The organism is Haloferax sp. AS1 (genome assembly GCF_014530665.1).
Taxonomy (GTDB): Archaea; Halobacteriota; Halobacteria; order Halobacteriales; family Haloferacaceae; genus Haloferax; species Haloferax volcanii.
In genome coordinates this window covers 502,470-502,760 of record NZ_SPSA01000001.1, presented here as the reverse complement: position 1 = coordinate 502,760, position 291 = coordinate 502,470, and the positions used below count along the sequence as shown (strand labels likewise).

Annotated in this window: 1 protein-coding gene; it reads left to right on the top strand. The window is 74.2% G+C overall.

The window, feature by feature from the left end:
- Positions 1 to 291 (top strand): TCP-1/cpn60 chaperonin family protein (locus E4P24_RS19415; RefSeq protein WP_305037779.1); only part of this gene is annotated, 291 nt, incomplete at both ends.

The following is a 291-nucleotide window of genomic DNA, read 5'->3' as shown; positions in this document are numbered from 1 at the left end:
CGACCTCGGTCGCGCCTCCGTCCGCCGCGACGAGGCCGACGAGCTGTTCTACGTCGCGGGCATCGGCGACGACGTCCACGGCGTCACGCTCCTGCTCCGCGGCTCCACCGACCACGTGGTCGACGCGCTCGAACGCGGCGTTCAGGACGCTCTCGACGTCGTCGCCTCGCCGGTCGCTGACGGCCGCGTGCTCGCCGGCGGCGGCGCTATCGAGGTCGCACTCGCCTCGCGCCTCCGCAACTACGCCGACTCCGTCTCCGGGCGCGAGCAGCTCGCCGTCGAGGCGTACGC